Source organism: Neisseria zoodegmatis (genome assembly GCF_900187305.1).
Lineage (GTDB): Bacteria > Pseudomonadota > Gammaproteobacteria > Burkholderiales > Neisseriaceae > Neisseria > Neisseria zoodegmatis.
Window position 1 is genome coordinate 2,197,269 of record NZ_LT906434.1, and the last position, 18,622, is coordinate 2,215,890.

General features: G+C 46.2%; 18 protein-coding genes, 1 tRNA gene and 2 pseudogenes. 8 read left to right on the forward strand and 13 right to left on the reverse strand.

The window, feature by feature from the left end:
• Window positions 1-147 precede the first annotated feature (147 nt).
• Both CKV66_RS10320 and CKV66_RS12670 read left to right on the forward strand, forming a co-directional pair.
• On the forward strand, window positions 148-1,338 hold the full coding sequence (locus CKV66_RS10320; protein ID WP_085362810.1) for an NRAMP family divalent metal transporter: 1,191 nt from the start codon (window positions 148-150) through the stop codon (window positions 1,336-1,338).
• A gap of 84 nt (window positions 1,339-1,422) precedes the next feature.
• A pseudogene (locus CKV66_RS12670) lies at window positions 1,423-1,587 on the forward strand (lipoprotein signal peptidase); the annotation flags it as partial.
• A gap of 61 nt (window positions 1,588-1,648) precedes the next feature.
• Here the strand turns inward: CKV66_RS12670 and CKV66_RS10330 are convergent.
• The 3 genes from CKV66_RS10330 to CKV66_RS10340 form a co-directional block, all read right to left on the reverse strand.
• Window positions 1,649-2,140, reverse strand: a complete 492-nt coding sequence (locus tag CKV66_RS10330) for a DMP19 family protein (RefSeq protein ID WP_085362809.1) — start codon at window positions 2,138-2,140, stop codon at window positions 1,649-1,651.
• Between the two features lie 74 nt (window positions 2,141-2,214).
• Window positions 2,215-3,384 carry a lipopolysaccharide assembly protein LapB gene (gene lapB / locus CKV66_RS10335; RefSeq protein WP_085362808.1) on the reverse strand — a complete coding sequence of 390 codons (1,170 nt, stop codon included), beginning with the start codon at window positions 3,382-3,384 and terminating at the stop codon, window positions 2,215-2,217.
• Window positions 3,385-3,390: 6 nt separating this feature from the next.
• A complete protein-coding gene (locus tag CKV66_RS10340; protein WP_085362807.1) occupies window positions 3,391-3,735 on the reverse strand; it encodes a LapA family protein in 345 nt (114 codons plus the stop codon).
• A gap of 392 nt (window positions 3,736-4,127) precedes the next feature.
• Here CKV66_RS10340 and CKV66_RS10345 point away from each other — a divergent pair, with 392 nt between their 5' ends.
• On the forward strand, window positions 4,128-4,316 hold the full coding sequence (locus tag CKV66_RS10345) for a zinc-finger domain-containing protein (protein ID WP_085362806.1): 189 nt from the start codon (window positions 4,128-4,130) through the stop codon (window positions 4,314-4,316).
• Between the two features lie 185 nt (window positions 4,317-4,501).
• A complete protein-coding gene (locus CKV66_RS10350) occupies window positions 4,502-4,849 on the forward strand; it encodes a hypothetical protein (protein WP_085362909.1) in 348 nt (115 codons plus the stop codon).
• Between the two features lie 248 nt (window positions 4,850-5,097).
• Here CKV66_RS10350 and CKV66_RS10355 read toward each other — a convergent pair whose 3' ends face one another.
• The gene (locus tag CKV66_RS10355; RefSeq protein ID WP_085362805.1) at window positions 5,098-5,847 is read right to left on the reverse strand and encodes an amino acid ABC transporter permease; all 750 of its coding nucleotides are present in this window, start codon (window positions 5,845-5,847) and stop codon (window positions 5,098-5,100) included.
• A gap of 392 nt (window positions 5,848-6,239) precedes the next feature.
• On the opposite strand from CKV66_RS10355, the gene trhP reads away from it, so the two are divergent.
• The 3 genes from trhP to CKV66_RS10370 all read left to right on the forward strand — a co-directional run bounded on the left by trhP (window position 6,240) and on the right by CKV66_RS10370 (window position 8,712).
• The gene (trhP, locus tag CKV66_RS10360; RefSeq protein WP_085362908.1) at window positions 6,240-7,595 is read left to right on the forward strand and encodes a prephenate-dependent tRNA uridine(34) hydroxylase TrhP; all 1,356 of its coding nucleotides are present in this window, start codon (window positions 6,240-6,242) and stop codon (window positions 7,593-7,595) included.
• A 12-nt stretch (window positions 7,596-7,607) separates the two neighbouring features.
• Window positions 7,608-8,069, forward strand: a complete 462-nt coding sequence (gene dtd / locus CKV66_RS10365; protein WP_085362804.1) for a D-aminoacyl-tRNA deacylase — start codon at window positions 7,608-7,610, stop codon at window positions 8,067-8,069.
• A gap of 64 nt (window positions 8,070-8,133) precedes the next feature.
• The gene (locus CKV66_RS10370; protein WP_085362803.1) at window positions 8,134-8,712 is read left to right on the forward strand and encodes a hypothetical protein; all 579 of its coding nucleotides are present in this window, start codon (window positions 8,134-8,136) and stop codon (window positions 8,710-8,712) included.
• A 79-nt stretch (window positions 8,713-8,791) separates the two neighbouring features.
• Here the strand turns inward: CKV66_RS10370 and msrAB are convergent, their stop codons facing one another.
• The 9 genes and pseudogenes from msrAB to rlmD form a co-directional block, all read right to left on the reverse strand.
• Entirely contained in the window at window positions 8,792-10,369 is a 1,578-nt protein-coding gene (gene msrAB, locus CKV66_RS10375; protein WP_085362802.1) for a bifunctional peptide-methionine (S)-S-oxide reductase MsrA/peptide-methionine (R)-S-oxide reductase MsrB, read from the reverse strand.
• A 243-nt stretch (window positions 10,370-10,612) separates the two neighbouring features.
• Window positions 10,613-11,254: pseudogene (locus tag CKV66_RS10380) on the reverse strand (IS1595 family transposase).
• Between the two features lie 137 nt (window positions 11,255-11,391).
• Window positions 11,392-11,467, reverse strand: a tRNA-Asn gene (locus tag CKV66_RS10385).
• A 118-nt stretch (window positions 11,468-11,585) separates the two neighbouring features.
• Window positions 11,586-11,948, reverse strand: a complete 363-nt coding sequence (locus CKV66_RS10390) for a roadblock/LC7 domain-containing protein (protein WP_085362801.1) — start codon at window positions 11,946-11,948, stop codon at window positions 11,586-11,588.
• A gap of 75 nt (window positions 11,949-12,023) precedes the next feature.
• A complete protein-coding gene (locus tag CKV66_RS10395; protein WP_085362800.1) occupies window positions 12,024-12,665 on the reverse strand; it encodes a peptidase M23 in 642 nt (213 codons plus the stop codon).
• A gap of 1 nt (window position 12,666) precedes the next feature.
• Window positions 12,667-13,203: a GTP-binding protein gene (locus tag CKV66_RS10400; protein WP_085362799.1), complete on the reverse strand. Its 537-nt coding sequence runs from the start codon at window positions 13,201-13,203 to the stop codon at window positions 12,667-12,669.
• Window positions 13,204-13,225: 22 nt separating this feature from the next.
• Window positions 13,226-14,320 (reverse strand): response regulator, encoded by a 1,095-nt coding sequence (locus CKV66_RS10405; protein ID WP_085362798.1) that lies wholly within the window; start codon window positions 14,318-14,320, stop codon window positions 13,226-13,228.
• Window positions 14,321-14,346: 26 nt separating this feature from the next.
• Window positions 14,347-15,807 carry a 23S rRNA methyltransferase gene (locus CKV66_RS10410; protein WP_197697452.1) on the reverse strand — a complete coding sequence of 487 codons (1,461 nt, stop codon included), beginning with the start codon at window positions 15,805-15,807 and terminating at the stop codon, window positions 14,347-14,349.
• A 175-nt stretch (window positions 15,808-15,982) separates the two neighbouring features.
• Entirely contained in the window at window positions 15,983-17,314 is a 1,332-nt protein-coding gene (gene rlmD / locus CKV66_RS10415; protein WP_085362797.1) for a 23S rRNA (uracil(1939)-C(5))-methyltransferase RlmD, read from the reverse strand.
• Between the two features lie 150 nt (window positions 17,315-17,464).
• Between rlmD and CKV66_RS10420 the strand changes: the two genes are divergently transcribed.
• Entirely contained in the window at window positions 17,465-18,490 is a 1,026-nt protein-coding gene (locus tag CKV66_RS10420) for a L,D-transpeptidase family protein (protein ID WP_085362796.1), read from the forward strand.
• Window positions 18,491-18,622: the final 132 nt, after the last annotated feature.

Consider the following 18,622-nt stretch of genomic DNA (forward strand, 5'->3'; position numbering starts at 1 on the left):
TCATAACAAACCATAAGGGCGCGCTAACACTTTGCAGCCCATTGATAAACACACACCATCAGACTGAAAAGCATCAAAAAATAAAAACACATTGCCGTCATCGCTCACGGCAATTTTGCGGGAACGACAACAACAAAGGAGAATTCTATGTCAAACACCAACCGCCGCAATGCTCTTATCGGTGCTGCTTTTCTGATGGCCACATCGGCAGTCGGGCCGGGCTTTCTTACTCAAACGGCCACATTCACACAAAGCCTGCTCGCCAGTTTCGGCTTTGTGATTTTGGTGTCGATACTGCTCGACATCGGCGCGCAGCTCAATATTTGGCGCATCATCGCCGTATCCGAACAACGCGCCCAAGACATCGCCAACCGCGTCTTCCCCGGCGCAGGCTATTTTTTGGCTCTGCTGATCGTGATGGGCGGTTTGGCTTTCAACATCGGCAACGTCGGCGGCGCAGGTTTGGGCATCAATATCCTAACCGGCCTTTCCCCCGAAATGGGCGCGATTATCAGCGGCGCGGTTGCCGTGGGCATTTTCCTGTTTAGGGAAGCGGGAAAGGCGATGGACAGATTCGCCCAAGTGATGGGCTTTATCATGATCGGCTTAACAGTTTATGTAGCGTGGCGCGCTTCTCCGCCGTTGGGTGAAGCGGCTTTGCGCACTTTTGTGCCGGTAAAACTGGATGCGGTGGCGATTGTAACTTTGGTCGGTGGCACAGTGGGCGGCTACATCACCTTTGCCGGCGCGCACCGCTTGCTCGACGCGGGTGTGAAAGGCAAAGAATCACTGCCCGAAGTGAACCGCAGCTCGGTTTCGGCCATTCTGATTGCTTCCATCATGCGGGTTGTGCTGTTTCTTGCCGTGCTGGGCGTGGTGTCGCAAGGCGTTCAGCTTGACCCGAAAAATCCGGCGGCCACTCCGTTTGAACACGTTGCCGGTCATGCCGGCCTGCTGATTTTCGGCGTGGTGATTTGGGCGGCTTCGATTACGTCGGTAATCGGCGCGGCCTACACTTCGGTGTCGTTTATTTCGGGTTTCAGCCCCAATATCGAGAAACACCGCAATGCTTGGATTATCGGATTCATCATGGTTTCCACCATCGTGCTGGCGACCATCGGCCGGCCGGCGCAGGTGTTGGTGTTCGTCGGTACGCTCAACGGCCTTATTCTGCCGATTTCACTCGGCCTGATTCTGCTGGCGGCCTACCGTTCGGATATCGTCGGCGACTACAAACACCCGAAATGGATGACGGTGTGCGGCTTAATCGTGGTGGTCGCCATGGCGGTATTAAGCGGCATGACCTTAATCAAATACATCGGCTCGCTGGCGGGTTAAAGGCTATCTTTAAAAGCCGCGCATATGAAACAGGCCGTCTGAAAACTATTTTTCAGACGGCCTTAAAGATTGGGGAAAGGCGGGATTCAGCAGCAAAACAAACTGAGACCTTTGCAAAACCCCCATCTGCGGCGCATTTCTGCGTTGTGCGCTGCTCGCTCGTTTGCCTATCTATATGATATGTCTGCACTCGCTGCGCTGCTACGCCTTGAACTGCATCCACATCTGGGGGTTTTGCAAAGGTCTCAAACTTACAACACAAAGCTGTTATTTAAATCCCTCAACATTACCACTATTTTTTCAGACGGCCTCATTCCTGCCCAATCACCAGAAACTTATCCCGATTCGCCAACACATACAAAGCGGCGGCGGCCAAATCTTCATCGGCGGCTTCGTAGTAATCGCCGTCCAACTCTTCAAACATGCCGAACTGCGCGCGGATATCGTCCAGCGGCACTTCTTCGTCTGCCATCTGCTCAATGGCCGCACCGTGTTCCACATACAGGGCTTTGGCTTTATCCATGATTTTCGGCGTCGGCTTAATCCGCCAGCGGCGCAAGCTGTCGGCCAGCGGGTTCATAAAAACATATTCGCCGTAACCGCCCGCAATCAGTTGGAGAAAACCGCCTTCCTGCACTTGGCTGTCGAGATAACAATACGCCAGCAGCGTGTGCTGTTCATCGTTGAGCGCCTCCATGCCGTGAGACTCGCTGTATTCGAGATACGCATCCGACAAAGCGTATAAAAAGCCGGCCGGGTCTTCGGGGTTTAAATCGTCGAGATGGATAATGTGTTGGGACATAGCGGTATTTCGTGAAAAAGCTGATAAACAAAATTCAGACGGCCTGACTGCATACTGTCGAGGCCGTCTGAAAATTACACTTCAATGCGGTTGGGCGTGAAGGTTTCCCATTTGTTGCAAGCCGGACAATGCCAGAAAAACGCTTGCGATTTGAAATGGCAGTTGCGGCAACGGTACATCACGGCTTTTTGCAGCTGGCGGCCGACGACCGCGCGCATCATGTCGGCATCGGCTTTCCATGCCGGATTCAAGTTGCTCAGCTGCAAGCCCAGCAAACGGTACACGCCGTTTAAATCGGGCTTTTGGCGCACCAGCTCAACCGCCGTTTGCGCAGCTTCGCCCTCGCCGTTGAGCAGCAGCGATTTTTCGTAAATCACGTTAATCAGGTCGAGCTGCGGGAAAGTCTGCATATAGCCGATGAGCACGTTCAAACCTTCTTGCGCACGACCGAGCGCATCGTAAGCATCATAAAGACGCTCGCCCACCATGCTCAAATAGGCGTGGTTTTGCTTTTCAATCGCGGTATAGGCTTCAATGGCGGCTTCAAAACGCCCCAGCTTTTGCTCGATGTCGCCCAAAATCATGTTGGCACGGGTACATTTTTTATTGGCATCCAGTGCTTTTTCCACATATTGCAAAGCTGTGGCGTAATCGGATTTAAACAGCGCGGCTTGGGCAAGTTCGCAATAAAATTGGGCAATTTCAAACTGATACGTCTGCTCGTCATGGCTCAACAGCTGCGCCATTTCGATGGCCTTTTCCCAGTCGCGGTCTTGCTGGTAAATACTCAGTAACACCTGCCGCGCTTCTTTGGCCATATTACCGTTTTGCAAACCGAGGAAAATCTGTTCGGCACGATCCACCAAGCCTGCGCTTTGGTAGTTTTGCCCCAGCTCAAATAACACGCGGTCGCGCTTTTCACCCACGGTGTCTGGCGATTCGAGCAGCGCTTGGTGCATGCTGATGGCTTTGTCGTTCTCACCGCGCTGGCGGTACAATTTGCCCAAAGTAAGGTTCAAATCATAAGACTGCGGCTGCTGGTCGATTACCTCCGCCAATTCGCGCGCGGCTTTACCGCTATTACGGTCCACCAGCGCATCCAGGCTTTTGTAAAAACCGCCCGGCACGGTTTTGGCCTGCTTCAATACGGTTTTCATGTCCACGCGGGCGGCAAACCAACCCATCGCGAAAAACACCGGCAGCAGGATAATCGGCAGCAGCAGAATCCAAAGTTCGTTTTCCATGCCGGATTATTCCTTGCGTTCAGACGGCAGAGCAGATGCAGGTACGGAGGGTGCGGCAGGCGCTACGGGGGCAGTAGGCACAATCAAATCCTGCTCGGTGATGCGGGCGGATTTTTTCACTTCGCTTCGTAGGCGGTTGTTTTCACTGCGCAAAGTCATCAAGCGGCCAAACAAAGCAAAAAGGCCGAATACCGCGCCGATTACAAAAGCACCGAAAAGCACCACAATCAAAGGCAACTCAAGCGGTTGTGCGGGCAGATAGAAAAATTGAACGGTTTGGGTGTTGCTTAAAGCGAGTACTAAAAATACCAATAAAATAAGTATTTTAATAATGCCGGAAATGATTTTCATCACATGCTCCGTATTCTGATTATTCTTGAGGTAGAAAACAGCAGGCCGTCTGAAGCGGCGGTTGCAGATTTAACAGTTTAAACGATTTGCCGCGTTTATAGCAAAGAAAGCGCAAAGCCGCGTGCATAACCATGCGCCCTTTCCTGCCGCCCCACCTGTTTTCAGACGGCCTGAAACAGGCTCGGCCATATCAGCCTAAGTTCGCCGATATACCGATATTTTGAAACGGTTTGGCGGTAAAACGCTCTGTTCAAGGTTATAATCCGCTTCTGACACTTTAAAATTAAGCAGGCATGGCGTACCATGTCGGCTATTGATTCAACAGCGGAAATCCAACCGCCTGCCCGCATCGGCGGCTGCCGGCCACACCAAATGATAAAAAAGGAAACCCTATGAGCAACCAAAACGCCACTATCGTTATCACTCCTCACGACCTGCCCCTGCACTGCTCCGGCCCGAAAAACGAATCTTGGAACGGCCATCCGCGTGTTTTCCTGCCGATTCAATCCAACGGCACCGTCGAATGCCCTTATTGCGGCACGGTTTACCGTTTGGAAGGCGAAATCAAAGGCCATCACTAATCCGAACATCAAACCGCCGCGCCTTGCAGTGGTAATGTGAACGCTACGATTCCAAAATGAAAGAGACGCTACCGGCCACGAAGCGTCTCTTTTTATTCATTTATTTCAGCTTTTTCGCAACACAGGGAAAATGTAGCGGGCATTTCGTTTATAATGCCGATATTATTCTTATCGCTTACAACGCCATGATAAAAAAATATTTTCTGATTTTACCGATTTTATTCTGCGCTGCCTGCGGTACGCAAAAAGCCGTCCGCCCCGACGCACCGGCTCCCGTGGTGGCCGAATCCCAATCCCAAACCATCCACTACAAATCGTATAAAGGCAAAATGCTCACCGCCGTTTACTACAACAACCACAGCCCGCTGACGGTCGAGCTGCGCGAAGGCAACACCACCGAAACGCTCAAGCAAATCCAATCATGGGCCAAAGGTGTGGAATACAGCAACGCCTCAACCCGCTGGCACGTTCAGGAAGACCGGGCCACGCTGAAACGCAAAGGCAAGGTAACGGTTTACCGCGAAGTGGATTAAACTTCAGCGTTTTCATCACAATACAAGGCGGATTCGTTCCGCCTTTGTTCTTTATTTTCAGACGGCCTGTTGTGTTTTCCAAACCTTCATACATAAAACACCCCCGAAACGCAGAAACATCCGGCTTCGGGGGCATATTCATTTATAAACTGGCAACTCGCTTTGTGTTCTCAAGCAGGCAAACTCAATCTTAGCCTAACTTGCTTTTGAGACGGCCTCAGCCTTCATGTGTGGCGCCGCAATGCTGCTTAACGGTGTCCGGCAGTGTTGTAACGTTTTTCCAAAGTTGCAAACAGCCAGCTCAAACACATGGTCAACATCAAGTAAATCAACGCAACCGTATAAAGCGGCGTATCGTAAATCGAATACCGGCCGGAAATGGTTGATTGCACATAAGCCAATTCGGTAACCGCAATCGCCGACAACAGCGAGCTGTCTTTCAACAGCGTAATAAATTCGTTTGCCAGCGGCGGCAGCATACGGCGTAGAGCCTGCGGCAAAATCACATAACGCATCGCCTGCGGATAAGTCAGGCCGAGCGAGCGCGCCGCTTCAATCTGGCCGCGGTCGATGGATTGGATGCCGGCGCGGAAAATTTCCGTGATATACGCACCCGCGTTCACCGTTAAAGCCAAGGCACCCGCAATCAGCGCTCCGTAATTGCGGCGCAGCTCAACGGCCAAATCACCGCGGATCAACCAGCCGTCGGTCGGATGAATCAACGCCACAGACCACACAAAATACCAAATAAAAATCTGTACATATAACGGCGTACCGCGGAACAGCGTCACATACACCAGCGATGCCGTGCGTAGAAGCCAAGCAAACGCGCGGGCAAACACATTGCCTTTTTCAAAACGCATCAACCGCGCCAAAGCACCGAACAGACCCAAAACCGTGCCACCCAATGTGGCTGCAATCGTCAATCCCAGCGTGGTCAACGTACCGTAAATGAACATCTCGCGATATTCAAGGATAATGTCGAAACGAAAATTCATGCGCCCGCTCTAAATATATTCAAGGGAAAGAGAAAACCGGCATCACGCAAACGCCGGACGAAGCCAAGTATTTTACAAGAAAATACACATCTTGAAATGATTTATTTCAGACGGCCTCTTCTGCTGCCTCGCCATAAAGCAATATAACGATTACGTTTGCAACCAAAAACTAAAGACAACATTCCCGCCCTACCGCTCAAACAAAAAACCGTAAAAGCTTTTCAGACGGCCTCATGCAAGGAATGGGAACAGGCCGTCTGAAAAGCCCGGGCAGCCTAGTTCAAAATTGACCTACAGAAGGAAAAAGCGGATAATCCCGCACCTTATCCATTTCATGTTTCAGACGGCCTAACTGTTTGAAACATTTTATTTTTAAAAGCAAACAACACATCATGAAATCACCCGAACTCCTCCTTCCCGCCGGCGGTCTCGAACGCATGCGCGCCGCCTACGATTTCGGCGCCGATGCCGTTTATGCCGGCAGCCCGCGCTACTCCCTGCGCGCCCGCAACAACGAATTCGCCAAACTGCCGGTGCTGGAACAAGGCATCCGCGAAGCACACGAACGCGGCAAAAAATTCTTCCTTACCGTCAACACTTTGCCGCACAACTCCAAACTGAAAACCTTTATGGCCGACATGGAGCCGCTGATCGCCATGAAGCCCGACGCGCTGATTATGGCCGACCCCGGTCTGATCATGCAGGTGCGCGAAAAATGGCCGGAAATGCCGATTCATCTTTCCGTGCAGGCCAACACCACCAACTACTGGGGCGTGAAATTCTGGCAAAAAATCGGCGTGGAGCGGATTATCCTCTCGCGCGAATTGAGCATGGAAGAAATCGCCGAAATCCGCCAAGAGTGCCCCGACATTGAATTGGAAGTGTTCGTGCACGGCGCATTGTGTATCGCCTACTCCGGCCGCTGCCTGCTTTCCGGCTACTTCAACCACCGCGATCCCAACCAAGGCACTTGCACCAACGCCTGCCGTTGGGACTACAAAGTACACGATACCGAAACCGACGAAATGGGCGATGCCAAATTGTTGCAAGGCTTCAATTTCAACCAAGCGCAAGAAGAAGCCAATGCCGCGTTTGAAGGCATCAACGGCCAAGTGCGCCATCCCGAAGCCAACAAAGTGTTCCTGATTGAAGAAGCCAACCGCCCGGGCGAGCTGATGCCGATTATGGAAGACGAGCACGGCACCTATATCATGAATTCCAAAGACTTGCGCGCCATCGAGCAAGTGGCCAAACTCGCCGAAATCGGCGTGGACAGCCTCAAAGTGGAAGGCCGCACCAAATCGGTTTACTACGTCGCCCGCGTCGCCCAAGCCTACCGCAAAGCGATTGACGATGCCATGACCGGAAAACCCTTTGATTACAGCCTATTGGCCGAACTCGAAGGCTTGGCCAACCGCGGCTATACTTCAGGCTTTTTGGAGCGCCATCAAACGCAGGAATACCAAAACTACCTGCACGGCCATTCGCTGGCCAAACAAAGCCAGTTTGTCGGCCAAATTACCGAAATCGATGCCGACGGCTGGGCGACGGTGGAAGTGAAAAACCGTTTTGCCGTGGGCGACACCATTGAAATCATCCACCCGCAAGGCAACCAAACGCTGGTGCTGGAAGCCATGACCCGCAAAGGCGAAGCGGTGGATGCCGCGCCCGGCAACGGTATTCAGGTAAAGATTCCGAACATGCAGGGTAAAGATAAGGCCTTGATTGCGCGGATTATGAATCCTTAAAACAGGTGCATCATGAGAGCCGTGATTCAAAAAGTAACCCGCGCTCAGGTAAAAGTGATTGAAGCCGACCGCAGCGATGTAACCGGAGCCATCAACCACGGCTTTATGGTGTTGCTGGGCGTCGGCGAAGGCGATACCGAAGCCGATGCGCAATATATTGCCGACAAAATCGCCAACCTGCGTATTTTTGAAGACGACGCAGGCAAATTAAATCAGTCTTTAAAAGATACGGAAGGAGCGATTTTGCTGGTTTCCCAATTCACTTTGTATGCCGATGCCAGAAACGGTCGCAGACCTTCGTTTTCCAATGCCGCCAAACCCGAATCCGCCAACCGTCTGTATGAATATGTGGCGGATTTACTGAGAAAACACGGCATTACAGTCGAAACCGGCCGTTTCCAAACGCACATGCAGATAGATTTGTGCAACGACGGGCCGGTAACGCTGTTGCTGGATTCTAAGAAACTATTTTGAGCGTTAAACGATAAAACTTTCGGTTTATGTGTTCCCAAACCTTCAAAGAAAGCGGAGTCAATACATGAATAAATTATGGTTACCGGCTTTGGTATTTTTCTTGTCGGCATGCTCTTTTACTCCCAAACCCTATATTTCCGATGTATATCAGAAATACAAGGTCAGCGATTTAAAAGTGCCTGAGCGTCCTCATGTTTTAAAGTTGGAAACCGAATTTACCAGAAACGGTAAACCCTTACCTGCTGTAAGACCGGAACTTACCCAAGCAGTCAATCAAGCGCTGAATGAAACAAAAGTCGCCGTTTCCGTTCCCCAGTCAGAATCGACATTGAAGATTTACGCAAATAACATCGTTAATATGAAAAACGCTATCGAAAGCGGCATCGGAACCGGTGTAACTTTTGGACTGGCGGGAAACACAGTTCGTGACGACTACACATTTATATGCAGCTACTCACGCGGCAATCAGGAATTAAGCAAAGCCGAATTCGACCATGCCATCGTATCGAATATCGGTGCCAGAGCCGCCCCTATCGGCCTGATTCCGCAAAAGAATTTACAGCAAGCTTTTTTTACCGTTACAAAAGATGTAGTAGTCAATTGCTTGGGCGATTTGCAGAAAAAAGGTTTCCTCCTCCCTTAATTTAAGTGTAAAGGCATTGCATATAAATACAGGCCGTCTGAAAATTTTCAGACGGCCTGTTGCTCGTTTTAAAAGCGTATTAACGATTCACGCTTGATTTCAGATGGCCGTAGCCTTCGGCATCCATTTTATCCAACGGAATGAAACGCAGGCTGGCACCGTTGATGCAGTAGCGTAAACCGCCTTTGTCTTTCGGGCCGTCGGGGAACACGTGGCCTAAGTGTGAATCGGCGGCACGGCTGCGCACTTCGATGCGGCGCATGTTGTAGCTGAAATCATCATGTTCGGTAACGGCTGCTTGTTCAATCGGGCGGGTGAAACTCGGCCAGCCGCAGTGGGAGTTGTATTTATCGGCGGAGCTGAACAGGGGTTCGCCGCTAACAACATCCACATAAATACCCGGCTCAAACAGATGGTCGTATTCGTGGCTGAAAGCATACTCGGTGCCGCTTTGCTGGGTAACGCGGTATTGCTCGTCAGTCAATTTGCGTCTCAGTTCGGCATCGCTCGGTTTGCGGTAAGTGGCTGCATTAAAACCTTTTTCGGTTTCAGGCGCACTTTTGCCGGGCAGCGGTTCGTCGGCCTTACGGATGTCGATGTGGCAGTAGCCGTTGGGGTTTTTGATCAGGTAATCCTGATGGTATTCCTCTGCTTCATAGAAATGTTTCAGAGGCAGGTTTTCTACCACCAGCGGCAGTTTGTATTTGGTTTGCTCTTTTTTCAAGGCGGCTTCTACAACGGCTTTTTCGGCAGGATTGGTGTAGTAAACGCCGGTGCGGTATTGAGTACCGCGGTCGTTGCCTTGTTTGTTGAGGCTGGTGGGGTCGATTACGCGGAAATAGTATTGCAGGATATCGTCGAGGCTGAGCTTGTCGGCATCGTAGTTTACTTTCACGGTTTCGGCATGGCCGGTATCGCGGTAAACCACGTCTTCATAAGAAGGGTGGTCGGTTTTGCCGTTGGCGTATCCTGATACGGCATCCACTACGCCGGGCACGCGCTGGAAGTAGGCTTCCAAGCCCCAAAAGCAGCCTCCGGCCAGATAAATGGTTTTGGTGTTTATCACAGCAGATTCCTTTTTCTTGTCGCTCGGTTTGTAAAATTGAGTTTTCAGACGGCCTATGTCGGCATCGGGGTTGTCTATCAATGCCAATGCCTGCGCTTCGTTGATGCTACCTTTAACGATGCGGGCGACTTCGCCTTTTGTGTTGAGCACCGCCCATGAAGGGTAAACGCTGATATTCAGGCTTTTGGCAATTGTACCGCCCTCATCCGCAATCACCGGCAGGTTGGGATAGTTGAGGCCGGCATACCATTGCTGGAATTCGCCCGGTTTTTTCTCGCCGAGGAAGCCCGGAGAGGCCACGGTAATCAGATTGGCCGTCTGAAAACGGCTGTCTTTTACCCATGCCTCGGTGTGCCCCAGCTCGGACAAACACAGCGGACACCAGCTTGCCCAGAATTTAATCAGCGTGGGTTTGTCTTTTTTCAGATAGTTTCCGGCTGGTTTACCGTGAGTGTCGTGCAGCTTTTGCAATACTTGCGGTACGGGCGCAGCGGCCGCAGATTGTGTTTGCGGCAATAAAACAGCTGCACCGGCGCCAATGACGGCAATTAGGGCAAAAATTTTCCAGCCCCCATGCTTTTTGGTTTTCATCACTTTCTCCTGTTGATAGGGATTTTATAAAGAAGACGAACAAGGAGGGAAATTCTTACACGGTAGATTTTAAGAAATGTTTTAGTTTGAAAATTTTAAAAAGTGACAATATGTTATTTTTATATACTTCTGTGAATCTCCAAGCAAACTGCTAAAAACACATACTAAGTTGTATCAAATAACTATAGCGAAGAAATTGCTAAATAGCTTAGAGAATGAAGCCGATTGGCTCAAAACATCACACTAAAGCCGCAGGATTTTTAACTGCTGCATTGGTATTCCACAATTAAAACGAAACTTACATTCTTGCAAGAACAGAGAAAAAGACTTCCGGTTAATCCCGCTTTATTTGCATAAGATACGTTTCGCCTGATTCCAAAAATTCTCAATGTCGTTGATGTGGTTTTGTCGTTCAGCAAATGACTTATTGTGATTTATCCGGTGGTAGCAAAAACCGCTGATATCCGGTACGTCGTAACTGCTTAAACAATCCATGCAACCTACGCTGTCAGGCATGATTTTCTCTGAAATAACAGGAAATATACTTTCTTTTTTGGCGTTGTTCACTACGACCGTAAAACTTTACCCCCACATTTGAGGACACCGAAAACCACTACCTTACCCGCTACACCCCTACCGCGATTTACTTCACGCTTACCATCGAAATAGCTCCCATCTAACTCTACATCTCACTCAAAAACCTGATCTGCTTCCAAAGCTAAATGATGGCTATAACGAGACGGATTTTGCAACCAAAGAGAATGGTTGTATTGGGCTGAATACCCAAAATATCGGCAGCCAAATGTGCAATTATTTCGAATAAAAAATATTCAAGAATTTTATTTGTTTCTTGTTACGGTAAGTTTTGCAGTGGGTTATCCTCATTTTGACAGCCTATCATGACTACTAGTCTATGACAGCTAATTTTTATTAACGTTGAATTTATTAACATTGAAAACGTTTACCAAACGTCTAAAAACAAAACAAGCCGCAATTTCTTGCGGCTTGTTTCATGATTTATTTGGCTCCCCGACCTGGGCTCGAACCAGGGACCTGCGGATTAACAGTCCGTCGCTCTACCGACTGAGCTATCGGGGAATAGCTATAAATTATATTAGTAAATTAAATTCTTGTCAAATAAAAATCCAACTATCGTCACCTTATAATTTACAAATAAGCTACTTACAAAATGATAATTAAATTTTATTTAAATCGATTATAAAATATCTGCAATATGTTTTGCAGCACGTTTAGCGTCTAATAAGATTAGCCCTAATTTACCACTCTCACGTGCCATCAGTGCAAGAACTGCACTATTTCCAGCTTGGCTCAGCAAAACATATCCATGCGTTCCTTTTACCATCACCTGATCTAATTCACCACACGCCAATTCATGCACTGCTCTATTACCTAACGCCAACAGCGTGGCAGACATTGCACCTACGCGATCAGCATTAAGATTATTGGGCAACAAGGTTGCAATTGGCAAACCATCCGTAGAAATAACAGCTGATGCTGTAATATCGGTTGACGTATTATTTAAATCGCTTAACACTGAAATTAATAACTGTTCACGCATGTTCTTATTCCATTAACATAATATCAATATACTTATAATAAACACAAAGTAAAAAATCTCTTGGCTTTTTAATTCTTAATATTTGCCATAGCGGTTATGTAATACCTTTACTAAGGTAACAAATTCTTCCTTATTTAAATCAGGAACTCCACCAATAACCAAGATCAGTTTACTCATGCCAATATATAGAGGGAAAAAAGTTAATTCACTCTGCCCAGATGGATCACAAATGCCCCACGCGCTATGATGGATATGAAGATTATTCTTGATCAATAATTGATGTCTATCAACTACTTCTGCAATTTCTCCCGCAAGAATACCTACTTCTTCTGCAGCTTCATGATGAAAACCAGCATTAGCGAAATACAAACCGTTTTCGTCGGCCAACAATGCCTTGCCCGAATTAGACAACTTAGCCAATAATTCAGGGAGCTGCTCATCAGACAGATTTAAATCTTCATTGCCAACACTTTCATCACCATACAAAAATTCAAGACGTTGTAATCTGTAAAGTAAATTAAGTGCGCTCTCAAAGTCATTTGTTTCGGCCCATTTCATCAGCTTATCACTACTGATGGTTTCGTTTGGGTCTGCACGTAAAAGACCATAAAGGAGGGTTCGGCTCGCGCTGGCTGTATCACCTGAAACTGCATAATACGCGCCAGCCGGAGTAATTTTAGGGTACAAATTTGATTGTAAAGAAAGTGTAGATTCCATCTTATACCTCTAATCCCGGGTCAATTGAGAAGAGCATCGCAGTAACCAATTGTTTAACATCATCCTCTCTACGTGCATCAATTTCAAAGACCGGTACATTAAAATTATTCTGAGCTAAATATTTTTGATATACATCAACTCCGGGTAATGAACGGATATCCATTTTGGTCACCCCTACCACTAAGGGAGCAGTTTTTAGCAATTCACGGAAAGCATCTAAGAAAAATTGTAAATCTTTTAATGGATTTGTTCTCGTATTATCCAACAACAGTATTAAACCCATACTGCCTTGACTTAAAATTTCCCACATAAAATTAAAGCGTTCCTGCCCGGGAGTTCCATACAAATGAACTTTAGTCTCTTCATCCAAGCGAATAACACCATAATCCATGGCAACAGTCGTATATCCCTTCCTAACCAGAGTCATATCAGATGCATCCGCATCTGTCTGCACAGGCGGTTCATCAGATAAGGCTGAAATAGCCGTTGTTTTGCCTACGCCTACAGGACCGGTAAAAATAATTTTATTTTCCTTCATTTTGTCATTACCTCTTAATATATTATTTCTTACCGATTAACTTACGCATCAATCTCTGTAGCAAGCTTCGCGGTTGTTCTGCTGAAGGACTAACAGCTTTTTCTGCATCTCTTGTCATCTGATTATCAGGTACATCACCGCCAACATTAACTTTTTCCCCTGTAACGTTAGCATGCTTGCTTTCATCTGAAAATTCAGTGTCAACAGCCAAAAAACCAGTTACATGAGTAGCAGCTAAATAGTTAAGAATATCTGGCATTTCTAATGGCATAACCTTATAAAGAATATTGAGATTAACTGAAGTTTTAGTCAGAAATGCAGAAAGGCGCATAGATTCAGGCACAGGCGCCAAACGGGTTAAGTTAGGCCAACGCTTCAAAGTAAAAATTGTTTGAGGTGTCATTGGATAAATTAACCGACCTTGAGCAGTCCAAATGGCCATTTGCCATAAACAAGACATTATCGTAACTTTAGCTTTTTCTTTCCATTGGGGATTATCAGGCACTGCCTTACACACCACTGCCAAATTATCATCCTTGCTTAGCTTTTCAAGCTCCGAAGCACTTACTGTAAGCAATACTCTTTGAATACTGGGGAAAACAATAATAACTGGTTTTCCTTCATGTAAAACAGCTATATCTTGGTGCCCTTGGCTTGCAAATTTCAAAGCACCAAGCAAACCTCTTTGCGGATTAAAACGGCGAACAGTCGCCTTTCTTGGCCCGTTTGATTGCGAATTATCCTCTTCAGCTTCAGCCTTTTCTTTTGCTTCAAAGATATTACCGCCTTGGGAAAGACTCCTTAAGATGGGAAATAACGTATCAAACTTAATAGGTTTAGCAAGATATGGAGTAGTAACTTTTGGCTCTTTAGTTGAGAACATTACAACAGGAATCTTGTCGTATGTTTCCTTTAACTTTTCCCAATTCGCCACCCCTTGCTCTGTATCGGTATCAACCAAAACCAAATCCGGCTGTTCCCCTGAATCCGACTGTACTATTTCATAATTGGTAGTATTGTGCATTTTGAATGCCATACGGAATACCGCCTCCTGCTGCGCCCCCATATCCTGCAGCAGAATCCGCACTGTTTTTACTTTAGGTAATAAATTATCCATTATTAGAGTGCTCTTAAAAAATATTGTTATTTAGAATGTTGATTTACACGACGCAAAAGTTGACTCATAGCCAATACTACCTCTTCTGGCAAGCTTGCTACCCTTTCTCTGAGCAAACGTAAGAATTGCTCCAATCTAGACCAATCTTCTGCACGTTCATACAAATCAAACAACATTACATACAGTTGAGATTCTTGCGGATATTGCAAAACAGCTTGCTCCAACGTGCCAATGGCTTGTTCCAATTGTCCATACATCAGTAGAGATTCAATCTCTTTAATTGCTTCTTCCGCAGGAGAAGAATTTTCACTGATGAGCGAAGAGTTTTTTTGGACTAAGTCACGATATTTAGACTTCAACTGTAGTGAAGTTGGTTCTAAATAACCACGTTCCAAGCCTATTTCACGAACTTTTTGTTCAGACGGCCCCTTTTCTAAATCGTCGAATACTTCGTGATAGCCCAGACTATAACCCCAGCCCAACATTCTTTCTTTCACTTGACGACCATACTGCCCCAAAGAGTAGTAAAGCTTCCACAAATGTTTGGCAAATTGGTTTACTTCTTCGTGCTGATAGTCAAGTTTGAGAGCGTCAATGATTAAACTTGCAGGCTTAGAAGATTTTTGAATAGCTTTATTATATTGGTGCAGTGCAGTTTGGTAATCCACTTTTCCTTTCAAGATTCTTGCGCTTTTCTCTGGCTTAACAAAGCCTATCACCGCTCCCATTTCTTCACTGCTGACCTTGTCCAAATCTTTATTTCCAGTAACCAAAGGATTACGAGAAAGTACACTTGAATTACCATGAGCTTGGGCATTAACAGTATTAATCGTTAAAGATGGCGCAGTTGAATCAGATTGAATATCTTCAAAACCTGTTTTCTCACCGATGATACGTGAAACCTCCTGCATTCCCCATCCCAAACGGCTCTCAGCCATAACCCTAAGAGGAAGATGAGTAGGATTGGCCGTTAAACCTGCTTTAACATACTCAGCTAAATTTTCTTCGGTTAAAATACTGCCATACTTATCCAGCGTATCGGATAACAAGTCAATATCATTAGTACGCAAGCTGAGTCCTATCAACTCATGCACTAATTTCTCAGGCGCCCCATCCTTTAAGTTATTCAAATAACTTGCCAAAGATGCGGCAGCCTTAGTTTCGTAGCCAAACTGCTTATAAACTTGGTATTCAGTGAGAGGATCGACTTCTTGCGCAGAAACTGCTGCAGTTGCCGCTTCTGAGGCTGCGCCTCCATCCCATCCCCAATCTTGATTATCACTTTCTGACACAGATTGGCTAACCTGATCCATCCAGTCGCCGCCAGATGATGGTGATTGTTCTGACTTATCAACATGCCGTCTCTGTCCGCTTGAACGCGTATTTTTGTGCTTTGAGGATTTTTTCCCAGCACTTTGTTTATAGCGTACAAACAATAAGATGAGCAACGCAGATAGCAGTAATATAATAAAATGTGAATAATCCAAAGGATATCTCCCGATGCGTCTAATATATCTCGACAGCTTACTATAGTTTATCTGAATTAAATAAATTCAAGCTTAAAGCATAATTAAGCCATACTGCCCCCTTAAGGGCTTCATGATAACATGATTTAACCGATTATTACATCAACAACCTATTTTATCATCATTGCCAATTGCATTAATGCAACTCAAACCACGCCATAGCTTCAACGTGTGCTGTTTGGGCAAACATATTCATAACACCGGCTGATTTAAAATGATAACCTTTACCGACCAACACAGCCGCATCCCTCGCAAGCGTTGATGGATTGCATGAAACATACACTATTCTCTTTGGTAAATATGGATTATGCAAAGATTTCACCAATGCATAAGCTCCACTTCTAGGCGGATCGAGCAGCATTTTGTCAAACCTTCCCCAACTCGCAACAGTAGCCTGATCCGTTTTAAATAAATCTGCCTGTTTAAAAATAATATTATTACACTTATTTAGACAAGCATTTTTGGAAGCTCTACGAACAAGATAATCAGCTCCTTCAATACCAACCACCTGCGCACCACTTTTTGCCATAGGAAGCGTAAAGTTACCCAATCCGCAAAATAAATCAACTACCCGCTCATTTTTCTGAGCATCCATTAAAACCAACGCTCGGTTGATCATTAAGGCATTCATCTGCATATTGACCTGGGTAAAATCTCCAGGAAGGTAAGGCATAGTAATGCCATATTCAGGTAAACCGTAACTGAGCATTGGAGCCGAATCCGGATAAAAAGGGAAAGCTACTTCTTTATTAATTTGAACCCAAAGCTGCCAAAAACAATCACTCGATTGATTAAGTCCGTCTGAAAAATCTTTTAACAGCTCTTTTGTCTCTCTCTTCAACGCTTCCTGCATACAGACATTCAAAACTGTTACGCGTTCCCCAACAAAACATTCTATATAGTTAATTTTTCCATTTATCTTAACTATTTTTTGCAATACTGCTTTCAGTCTAGGCAAAATATCTGAAACCGACTTAGGCAAAATTTCGCAGCTTTCAATATCAATGACATTATGACTGTACTTAGCTTTAAAACCCATTATCAAAGAATTTCGATCATTGGTTGAAATACTGAAACGCACCCGATTTCGATAAGCCCATTCCAAGCCATAAATAGGCGGCATAAACTCATCCGGTTTCACGCCACCTATTTTCTCTAGCTGCTCCTCTAAAATTCTCTGCTTAAATGCAACCTGTGATTTTGCCGATGCATGTTGCAGCACACATCCTCCACATGTATCAAAATAACTACACTTAGGCTGAACCCGCTCGACGGAAGGACGCAGGACATTAACTACTCTTGCTTCACTGAAATGCTTTTTTTCTTGGTTGATTACCAAGGATACCTGCTCGGTTGGTAATGCGCCTTCAATAAAAACCGTCTTACCATTTATCTTTGCAACACCACGCCCTTCGTAATCTAAAGCAAAAACCTCTGCTATGTGTTCCAATTCAGTAGTATTATCCATAACTTTAAAAATTCAGAAATATAAATCCATACAGAATAATACTCTAGAAAAATTTCTAGATATTACACTCGTTTCCCATTTGGAATTAACGATGACAGTGATGACAGTATGGTTTATCCCTGCTACCGAATAACTCCACAAGTAATTTTAATGAAAAGAATCAACTTCAGCCTTATTTGCACCATATTCTGCGCAACAGCCGCAGCCAATACACCTATACCCGATGCATCCCCTGTAGCCAGCGGTCAGCACGTCATTATCAATATTCCGCAACAACGCCTGTTTCTTTTTAACGACGGTAAATTGGTAAAAGCATATCCGGTTGCAGTAGGGAAAGCAGCCACCCAAACCACTTTGGGCGAACATAAAATTGGAGCAAAAGCCTTCAATCCGACGTGGCACATCCCTAAAAGCATTCAAAAAGAACGCGGCGATGGCGTTAAAACCATTCCTCCCGGACCTCAGAATCCCTTAGGGCCTGTTTTTGTGCGCATGGGTGATCCCAAACTCGGTTTAGGCATTCACGGCACCAATGCTCCTGCCAGCGTACCCGGAGTGCGTAGTCACGGCTGTGTACGCATGAAATCGCCCGACGCCCTCGAATTTGCAAAAACCATCCATAGCGGCTCACCCGTTTCAGTGGTTTATCAGATGGCCACGTTAAATGTGGATGCAAACAACCACCTATGGCTCGCAGTATATCGCGACCCCTATAACCAAAAAAATCTAGATGCCGAAGTCTTACGTAAAAGCATCAATGCGTGGGTTAAAGCGCACGGTAAATCTGTTAATCCTAAGCGGGTTGCAGCCATCCTTAAAAACCGAACCGGTTCGCCCAACTGCCTAACCTGCAAACAAAGCGTAAAAATGAAAGCACCTTTGAAATCGATAGCATGGACAACAGGCTCTGCACTGCCCACCAAACCAAAAGCTATTCCGGTAGAACCACCGAAGCCTAAAGACGAAATACTTCCTCCGGGTACTGAAATTGAAGTGGATGCCGAAAGCACCACTCCATCACAAACACCTAAAAATGATCAGCCATCTACGCAACCGGCTCAAAACGCAAAGAAAGATTTACCTGAAAAAGTAACAAATGGCCAATCTCCACAACCCGTAACTCCTAAAAACGGAGTTAGACAAGACTTTACAGAGCCGACCGACACTTTGTTTTGATACTTTGGATTTAACAGCGTTACCAATGCCTTAAATCACTCAATGAATGGCTTTTGAAAATTTTGTCTGTTGTACCAATAAAAAAGAGGGATTGTTTATCCCTCTTTTTTATTATTTTGCTCATAGTACTTC

What these genes read in the sequence shown, in the direction of transcription:
- dtd (WP_085362804.1), top strand. Translation starts at nt 7,608, where the DNA reads ATGAGAGCCGTGATTCAAAAAGTAACCCGCGCTCAGGTAAAAGTGATT.
- CKV66_RS10420 (WP_085362796.1), top strand. Translation starts at nt 17,465, where the DNA reads ATGAAAAGAATCAACTTCAGCCTTATTTGCACCATATTCTGCGCAACA.
- lapB (WP_085362808.1), bottom strand. Translation starts at nt 3,384, where the DNA reads ATGGAAAACGAACTTTGGATTCTGCTGCTGCCGATTATCCTGCTGCCG.
- msrAB (WP_085362802.1), bottom strand. Translation starts at nt 10,369, where the DNA reads ATGAAAACCAAAAAGCATGGGGGCTGGAAAATTTTTGCCCTAATTGCC.
- CKV66_RS10355 (WP_085362805.1), bottom strand. Translation starts at nt 5,847, where the DNA reads ATGAATTTTCGTTTCGACATTATCCTTGAATATCGCGAGATGTTCATT.
- CKV66_RS10330 (WP_085362809.1), bottom strand. Translation starts at nt 2,140, where the DNA reads ATGTCCCAACACATTATCCATCTCGACGATTTAAACCCCGAAGACCCG.
- rlmD (WP_085362797.1), bottom strand. Translation starts at nt 17,314, where the DNA reads ATGGATAATACTACTGAATTGGAACACATAGCAGAGGTTTTTGCTTTA.
- CKV66_RS10390 (WP_085362801.1), bottom strand. Translation starts at nt 11,948, where the DNA reads ATGCGTGAACAGTTATTAATTTCAGTGTTAAGCGATTTAAATAATACG.
- CKV66_RS10340 (WP_085362807.1), bottom strand. Translation starts at nt 3,735, where the DNA reads ATGAAAATCATTTCCGGCATTATTAAAATACTTATTTTATTGGTATTT.
- CKV66_RS10320 (WP_085362810.1), top strand. Translation starts at nt 148, where the DNA reads ATGTCAAACACCAACCGCCGCAATGCTCTTATCGGTGCTGCTTTTCTG.
- CKV66_RS10405 (WP_085362798.1), bottom strand. Translation starts at nt 14,320, where the DNA reads ATGGATAATTTATTACCTAAAGTAAAAACAGTGCGGATTCTGCTGCAG.
- CKV66_RS10345 (WP_085362806.1), top strand. Translation starts at nt 4,128, where the DNA reads ATGAGCAACCAAAACGCCACTATCGTTATCACTCCTCACGACCTGCCC.
- CKV66_RS10350 (WP_085362909.1), top strand. Translation starts at nt 4,502, where the DNA reads ATGATAAAAAAATATTTTCTGATTTTACCGATTTTATTCTGCGCTGCC.
- trhP (WP_085362908.1), top strand. Translation starts at nt 6,240, where the DNA reads ATGAAATCACCCGAACTCCTCCTTCCCGCCGGCGGTCTCGAACGCATG.
- CKV66_RS10400 (WP_085362799.1), bottom strand. Translation starts at nt 13,203, where the DNA reads ATGAAGGAAAATAAAATTATTTTTACCGGTCCTGTAGGCGTAGGCAAA.
- CKV66_RS10370 (WP_085362803.1), top strand. Translation starts at nt 8,134, where the DNA reads ATGAATAAATTATGGTTACCGGCTTTGGTATTTTTCTTGTCGGCATGC.
- CKV66_RS10395 (WP_085362800.1), bottom strand. Translation starts at nt 12,665, where the DNA reads ATGGAATCTACACTTTCTTTACAATCAAATTTGTACCCTAAAATTACT.